Origin of the sequence: Nocardia farcinica (genome assembly GCF_029867845.1) — a bacterium.
In the GTDB taxonomy this organism is placed as follows: domain Bacteria; phylum Actinomycetota; class Actinomycetes; order Mycobacteriales; family Mycobacteriaceae; genus Nocardia; species Nocardia farcinica_A.
The window spans coordinates 1-7,145 of record NZ_JARWRU010000366.1 but is presented as its reverse complement, the minus strand read 5'-3'; the positions used below and the strand labels follow the sequence as shown (position 1 = coordinate 7,145).

General features: G+C 70.3%; 6 protein-coding genes. 5 read left to right on the top strand and 1 reads right to left on the bottom strand.

Annotation, left to right across the window (positions count from 1 at the left end; all coding sequences use genetic code 11):
• Window positions 1–204: hypothetical protein (locus tag QH283_RS07810; RefSeq protein WP_280502347.1), on the bottom strand; the 204-nt coding region annotated here is incomplete at its 3' end.
• Window positions 205–394: 190 nt separating this feature from the next.
• Between QH283_RS07810 and QH283_RS07805 the strand changes: the two genes are divergently transcribed.
• The 5 genes from QH283_RS07805 (at window position 395) to fadD32 (ending at window position 7,135) form a co-directional block, all read left to right on the top strand.
• A complete protein-coding gene (locus QH283_RS07805) occupies window positions 395–2,182 on the top strand; it encodes an alpha/beta hydrolase-fold protein (protein WP_280502346.1) in 1,788 nt (595 codons plus the stop codon).
• A 72-nt stretch (window positions 2,183–2,254) separates the two neighbouring features.
• Window positions 2,255–2,797 carry a DUF732 domain-containing protein gene (locus QH283_RS07800; RefSeq protein ID WP_280502345.1) on the top strand — a complete coding sequence of 181 codons (543 nt, stop codon included), beginning with the start codon at window positions 2,255–2,257 and terminating at the stop codon, window positions 2,795–2,797.
• A complete protein-coding gene (locus QH283_RS07795) occupies window positions 2,794–3,780 on the top strand; it encodes a cutinase family protein (protein WP_280502344.1) in 987 nt (328 codons plus the stop codon). The genes QH283_RS07800 and QH283_RS07795 overlap by 4 nt, the downstream gene beginning before the upstream one ends.
• 227 nt (window positions 3,781–4,007) lie before the next feature.
• Window positions 4,008–5,027, top strand: coding sequence for an LLM class F420-dependent oxidoreductase (locus QH283_RS07790; protein WP_280502343.1), 1,020 nt, complete (start codon window positions 4,008–4,010; stop codon window positions 5,025–5,027).
• A gap of 191 nt (window positions 5,028–5,218) precedes the next feature.
• A complete protein-coding gene (gene fadD32, locus QH283_RS07785) occupies window positions 5,219–7,135 on the top strand; it encodes a long-chain-fatty-acid--AMP ligase FadD32 (RefSeq protein WP_280502342.1) in 1,917 nt (638 codons plus the stop codon).
• The last annotated feature ends 10 nt before the right edge of the window (window positions 7,136–7,145 follow it).

Sequence of the window (7,145 nt, the reverse complement as noted above, 5' to 3'; positions counted from 1 at the left end):
CCCCCCCCCCCCCCCCCCCCCGCGCGGTGCGCGGGGGGCGGCGGCGGGCGGGGGGGGGGGGGCGCCCCGCCCCCCCCCCGCCCCCCCCCCCCCCGCGCCCCGCCCCCCCCCCGCCCCCCCCCCCCCCCCCCCCCCCCCCCCCCGGCCTCCGTCGTTCCCCGGCCCTGGGGTTCGGCCCGCGCCGCCGATTGCTGTGACCGGCATCACGATTCGACGGTCTGTCAAGGCCGCTTCGTTCCGGTCACCGCTCGGGCACACGCGGCGCGCCTTACCCGGAATCGCGCTCCGACCGGGGTACAAACAGCGGGTGGTCGGATTTGCTTGGAGTAAGCCGAATCGGCGCCGCGGTCGCGGCGCCAGTTCGCGCTTCGGTGGATTTGCCCTGGTCGCCGCGATGTTCGTGCTGCCCGCGGCGGTCACAGTGGCTCCGACGGCGCCGATCGCGGCCGCTCAGCCCGCGGCAGCGGCCTCCGCAGCAACTGTCCAGCAGGCGGTCTGGCTGAGTGATCGGCGTGTCTCGCTGTGGGTCACCTCGCCCTCGATGGGCGCTCCCGTACAGGTGCAACTGCTGCTGGCCCGCGACTGGAATGCCAGGCCCGACACCAGGTTTCCGGTTCTGTACCTGCTCGACGGACTGCGCGCCGCCGACGACGAGAGCGGCTGGACCAAGGACGCGGGCGCGGTGGAGTTCTTCGCCGACAAGAACGTGACCGTCGTGCTGCCCATCGGTGGTCAGTCCAGCTTCTACGCCGACTGGCTGCGCCCCGACAACGGTCGCACCTACAAGTGGGAGACCTTTCTCACCGAGGAACTCCCGCCGCTGCTGGAGAGCCAGTGGCGCGCCACCGACGCGCGCGGGCTGGCCGGGCTCTCCATGGGCGGCACCGCGGCGATGTTCCTGGCCGGGCGCAACCCCGGCTTCGCCCGCTATGCCGCCTCCTACTCCGGTTTCCTGACCACGACCACCCTCGGCATGCCGCAAGCCATCGAGTTCGCCATGCGCGACGCGGGCGGCTTCGACGCCGACGCCATGTGGGGCCCGCCCACCAATCCCGCCTGGGCCGCACACGATCCCTATCTGCTGGCCGAGGAGCTGCGCGGGACAAGCCTCTACATCTCCAGCGGCAGCGGCACCACCGGACCGTTCGACCAGGCCTCCGGCATCCCCGGCGTGAGCACCAACTACGCGGGCACCGGCCTGGAGATCCTGTCCAGGCTGACCTCCCAGAACTTCGTCACCAAGCTGGGCGAGCTGAACATCCCCGCCACGGTGAACTACCGGCCCTCCGGCACGCACAGCTGGCCGTACTGGGACTTCGAGATGCGCCAGTCCTGGCCGCAGGCCGCCGCCGCGCTCGGGGTGGAACAGGACCGGCCCGCGTGCTCGCCCGGCGGCGCCATCGCACCGGTGGTGGCGGCCAACGGCTGGCTCGGCGAATGCCTGACCGGCGAATATCGGGTGAAAGGCGGTGTCGCCCAGGACTTCCGCGGTGGGCGGGTGTTCTCCTCGCCGGAGAGCGGCACCCACCCGGTCGGCGGCATGATCGGCGGCGGGTACCAGGCCGCGGGCGGTCCCGACGGCGTGCTCGGGCTGCCGACCGGCGGCGAGCGGGATCTCGGCGACGGGCGCGGCCGGGTGCAGTCCTTCCAGCACGGCGCGCTGTACTGGACCCCGCAGACCGGCGCCCAGGTGGTGCGCGGGGCGATCCTGGCCGAATGGGGCAGGCAGGGCTGGGAGCGCGGCCCGGCCGGCTACCCGATCGGCCCCGAGGTGCAGACGCCCAACAAGCTCGGCGCGGTGCAGGCCTTCGAGGGCGGGCCGTTCTACTACAGCCCGGCCACCGGGGTGTACCGGGTGCAGGGCCTGATCCTGGGCAAGTACGCGCAGATGGGTTACGAGAGCAGCTGGCTCGGCTTCCCGCTCGCCGAGGAGGCGCCGCTGAAGGATCTCGGCCGGTTCAGCCGCTTCGAGGGCGGCAACGTCTACTGGAGCCCGCTGTCGGGCGCGTGGGCGGTGCGCAACGGTCCCATCATGGACGCCTGGCAGGCCGAGGGCTTCGAGAACGGCAGGCTCGGCTTCCCGATCAGCGACGAATTCCCGGTCTCCGGGGGAGTGCAGCAGAACTTCCAGGGCGGGTTCGTCACGGTGCGCGACGGCAAGGCGGAGATTCACTCCGTCTGACCGGGTCCGGCAGATGCCGTTACCCTGGGGGCCGACCGAACCCCCTTGCGCACAGATCGAGGACAGACATACATGCACCGGATTCGTGGAAAGGTTTTCGGCGTCGCCGTGGCGATCGCGGCCACCGGTCTGCTCGCCGCCTGCGGCGACGACGAATCGACCGCGTCGAGCACGCCCACGTTGAGCACCACCACGGCGACCTCGGCGGCCGCCCCCACCACCGAGGGTGAGCAGGACAGCGGCGCGCCGCAGGCTCAGGAGCCGGAGCAGGAGCAGGAGCAGGCCGAACAGTCCGAGACGGTCGCGCCCGAGCGTCCGCAGCCGGTGCCCGCCGAGGAGCTTCCCGAGGCCGACACCTCCGGCCTCAGCGACAAGGACAAGCAGTTCCTGGCCGCGCTGGAGGAGAAGGGCGTCAAGCCCTCCAGCCCGGACATCGCGCTCAGCGTCGCCACCTACGTCTGCCAGGGCGTCGCCGCGGGCGCGCCGGAGAGTGACCTGACCACCTTCGTCAACGCGATGGCGGGCTCGGACGCCTCCTTCGACCCGTCGAAGATGTCGGTCGAGGAAGCGGGCCGCATCTACATCGACACGGCCAAGCAGACCTACTGCCAGTGAGCGCGCGTCGCGGGTCGTCGTCCGCCCGCCGGTTCCGGCGGGTGGGCTGTCTGCTGCCGCTGCTGATCGCCGCGCTGCTGATCGCGGTGGTCGTGCTGCTGTGGTTCCTGCTCGCGGGCAGGCTGAAGGTGCCGGGCCCAGGGCCGCAGCCGCCGGGGCCGCCGACCAGCCAGCCCGCCAGTTGTCCTGACGTGCAGCTGATCTCGGTGCCGGGCACCTGGGAGTCCGCCAGCACCGACGACCCGCGCACGCCGAGCGCCAATCCGGCCTCGCTGATGCTCAACGTGACCGGGCCGCTGCGTGAGCGTTTCCCGGCCGAGCGCCTCGACGTCTACACCGTGCCGTACGTGGCCCAGTTCTCCAATCCGGTGGCGATCCCGCCGGACGGCCAGCAGTCCTACAACAACAGCCGCTCCGAGGGCACCCAGCGCACCATCGACGTGCTGGCCGAACGTTCGCGGGAATGCCCGCTGACCAGCTACGTGATCGCGGGCTTCTCCCAGGGCGCGGTGATCGCGGGCGACGTGGCCGAGCGCATCGGCGCGGGCGAGGGCCCGGTCCCCGCCGAGCGGGTGCTCGGCGTGGCGCTGCTGGCCGACGGCAGGCGCACCGGGGTGTCCGGGCCGGGCCAGGCCATCGAGGTCGGCCCGTCCGCGCCCGGCGAGGGCGCGGAGGTCGCGTTGAACGGCTTGAAGGTGCCCGGCATCACCATGACCGGCGCCCGCTCGGGCTTCGGCGAGCTGGCCGGGCGCACCTACAGCATCTGCGCGCCCGGCGACATGATCTGCGACTCGCCCCGGCAGGCGCTGAACCCGGTCAACTGGGTTCCCAGCGTGCTCTCCCTGGTGCGGGCCGCGGGCAACCCGGTGCACGCGCTGTACAACACCCATGTCGTCGACGACAACGGCACGACCGCCACCCAGTGGACCGTGGGCTGGGCGAGCGAGCTGATCGACGGCGCGCCTCATCCACCGCATTCGTGACCCCCGGTCGCGGTGCACGAGCGTGTTCTCGGCGGCCGTATTCCCGGCCACAAGCATGAGCTCACACAACACCGGTCACCCCTGTTGTGTGCCAGGGCAACCGCTGCGGTGACAACCACACGACATATCGCCGGAACGCTGTAAAGTGCGCTGGTGATTCACGACCGGACCCGGATTCCGGGGAAGGTCGTCGTGCCGCATTTCCGCACAGCCAGGAGCATGTATCCATGACACAAGCCGCCGCACCGGCCGGTGAGCTGACCGCCTTGGGCACGCCGCTGCGCCCGTTCCGTTTCGCGGCAGCAGGCGAAGGTAACAAGCAGGAGGGCGGCGCTCGCAAGTTCGTCCAACTGGCCCAGCAGGCCGAGGAGTACGGCTACGACACCTTCGTCGTGCCCGACCACCTCGGCGACCAGATCGGCCCGATCGCCGCGCTCGGCGCGCTCACCCAGGCCACCAGCAAGATCCGGCTCGGCACCTCGGTGCTGGCCAACGGTTTCCGCCACCCCGTGGTGCTGGCCAAGGACCTGGCCACCATCGACGTGCTCTCCAAGGGCCGTCTCGAGGTGGGCGTCGGCGCGGGCTGGAAGCAGGACGAGTTCCGCGCCGCGGGCCTGCCCTACGAGAGCCCGGGTGTCCGCCTGGCCAAGCTCGACGAGACCCTGACCATCCTCGACGTGCTGCTGCGCGGCCAGGAGTGCACCTTCCAGGGCAAGTACTACCAGGTCGACGGGGTCAAGGGGACGCCGAGACCGCGTCAAGGCCCCCGGCCGCCGCTGTGCACCGGCGGTGGCGGCCCGAAGATGCTGCGCCTGGCGGCCAAGCACGCCGACATCGTGTCGGTCGTGCCGATGACCACCAAGGAGGGCAAGGGACTGCTGTCCGGGATCACCCTGGAGAAGACCATCGAGAAGGTGAACCTGGTCCGCGAGGCCGCGGGCGAGCGCTTCGCCGACATCGAGTTGAACTGGGCGATCACCGCCGTGGTGATCACCGACGACAGGGAGAAGACCGCCGAGATGGCGCTGTCCGCGCTCGATCGTGGCCTGGCCCCCGACCTCGAGGTGGACGTGCAGCTCACCGTCGAGGAACTGCTCGACTCGCCCTACGTGGCGATCGGCACGTTCGAGGAGATCGCCGAACAGATCAAGCGGGTGCGCAAGCTCACGTCGATGTCCTATGTGGGCATCTATCCCACCCAGATGGACGCCTTTGCTCCCGTCATCCCCCTGCTGAGGGATGAGTGAGCGGGTCTTCTCTGTAACATGACCCTGGTTTGAGGACATCTAGCCGATAAGGCGGTCACCGCGCAGACCGCACGAAATCTGCAGGTTGACTCTGCGATGTAGAGCACCCGCGGGCGAAAGCGAGTCGAGGCCCCACAGATACGACGGCGGTGTCGCCGTCATGCTGCGTGTGCCTCGGAGGAGAAGAAGGAATGGAAGAGACTTTCGACGACTACCTGGACGAAACCGGGAACATCCGAATTCCCGAGGGTCAGACCCTGGTTGATCACGTCGAGAAGCACACCCGAAACGACGCCAACACGCTTGCGTACCGGTATATCGACTATTCGCGAGAACGCGATGGCGAGGTGCACGAGCTGACCTGGCAACAGTTCGGTGTCCGGCTGCGCGCGGTGGCCGCCCGACTCCAGCAGGTGACCAAACGGGGTGACCGGGTCGCCATCCTCGCCCCACAGGGCCTGGACTACGTGGTTTCCTTCTTCGCCGCGATCTACGCCGGTGCGATCTCCGTGCCGCTGTTCGACCCCGACGAGCCAGGTCACACCGACCGTCTGCACGCCGTGCTCGGGGACTGCGAGCCCTCGGCCATCCTCACGGCCAGCTCCTCCGCCGCAGGCGTGCGCCAGTTCTTCCGCTCGCTGCCCGCCGCTCAGCGCCCGCGCATCATCGCTGTCGACGCCATTCCCGACAGTGTCGGCGAGAGCTGGGTCCGCCCTGACATCACCGCCGACGACATCGCCTACCTGCAGTACACCTCGGGCTCGACCCGGGTGCCCGCCGGCGTGGAGATCACGCACCGGGCGGTCGCCACCAACCTGCTGCAGATGGTCGACGCGCTGAACCTGGACTGGAATTCCCGCGGCGTCACCTGGCTGCCGCTGTTCCACGACATGGGCCTGCTGACGGTCATCCTGCCCGCGGTCGGCGGCAAGTACATCACCATCATGTCGCCCAGCGCGTTCGTGCGCCGTCCGTACCGCTGGATCAAGGAGCTGGCCGCGGTCTCCGACGGCGCAGGCACCTTCGCGGCCGCGCCGAACTTCGCCTTCGAGCACGCCGCCGCGCGCGGCCTGCCCCGCAACGGCGAGTCGCTCGATCTGTCGAACGTGCTCGGCCTGATCAACGGCAGCGAGCCGGTCACGACGTCCTCGATGCGCAAGTTCAACGAGGCGTTCGCCCCGTACGGCCTGCCGAAGACCGCCATCAAGCCCTGCTACGGCATGGCCGAGGCCACCCTGTTCGTCTCGGCCACCAAGGCCGAGGACGAGGCCAAGGTGACCTATGTCGACCGCGGCGAGCTCAACGCCGGTCGCATGGTGAAGGTCGATCCCGGCGCGGAGAACGCCATCGCGCAGGTCTCCTGCGGCTACGTCGCGCTGTCGCAGTGGGCCGTGATCGTGGACCCGGAGTCGGTCGACGACCCCGAGGGCGGCCGCGAGCTGCCCGACGGCCGGGTCGGCGAGATCTGGCTGCACGGCAACAACATGGGCATCGGGTACTGGGGCCGTCCCGAGGAGACCCAGAAGACCTTCCGCAACCGGGTCGCCGAGCGCCAGCCCGAGGGCAGCCACGCCGAGGGCACCGAGCCGGAGGCGAACTGGATGCGCACCGGCGACTACGGCGTGTACTTCGACGGCGAGCTCTACATCACCGGCCGCGTCAAGGACCTGGTGATCGTCGACGGGCGCAACCACTACCCGCAGGATCTCGAGTACTCGGCGCAGGAGGCCAGCAACGCGCTGCGCCCCGGCTTCGTCGCCGCGTTCTCGGTGCCCGCCAACCAGCTGCCCGCCGAGGTCTTCGAGGCCGACAGCCACTCGGGTCTGAAGTTCGACGCCGACGACGCCTCCGAGCAGCTGGTGATCGTGGCCGAGCGCGGCCCCGGCGCGGGCAAGGCCGTCCCCGGCCCGATCGCCGACGCGGTGCGCGCGGCGATCTCCCAGCGCCACGGCGTCACGGTGCGCGACGTGCTGCTGGTGCCCGCGGGTTCCATCCCGCGCACCTCCAGCGGCAAGATCGCGCGCCGCGCGTGCAAGACCGCCTATCTCGAGGGAACGCTGCGGGGTGGTTACACCCAGCAGGCTTTCCCCGATGCACCGGAAGAGTAATTCGCAAGGG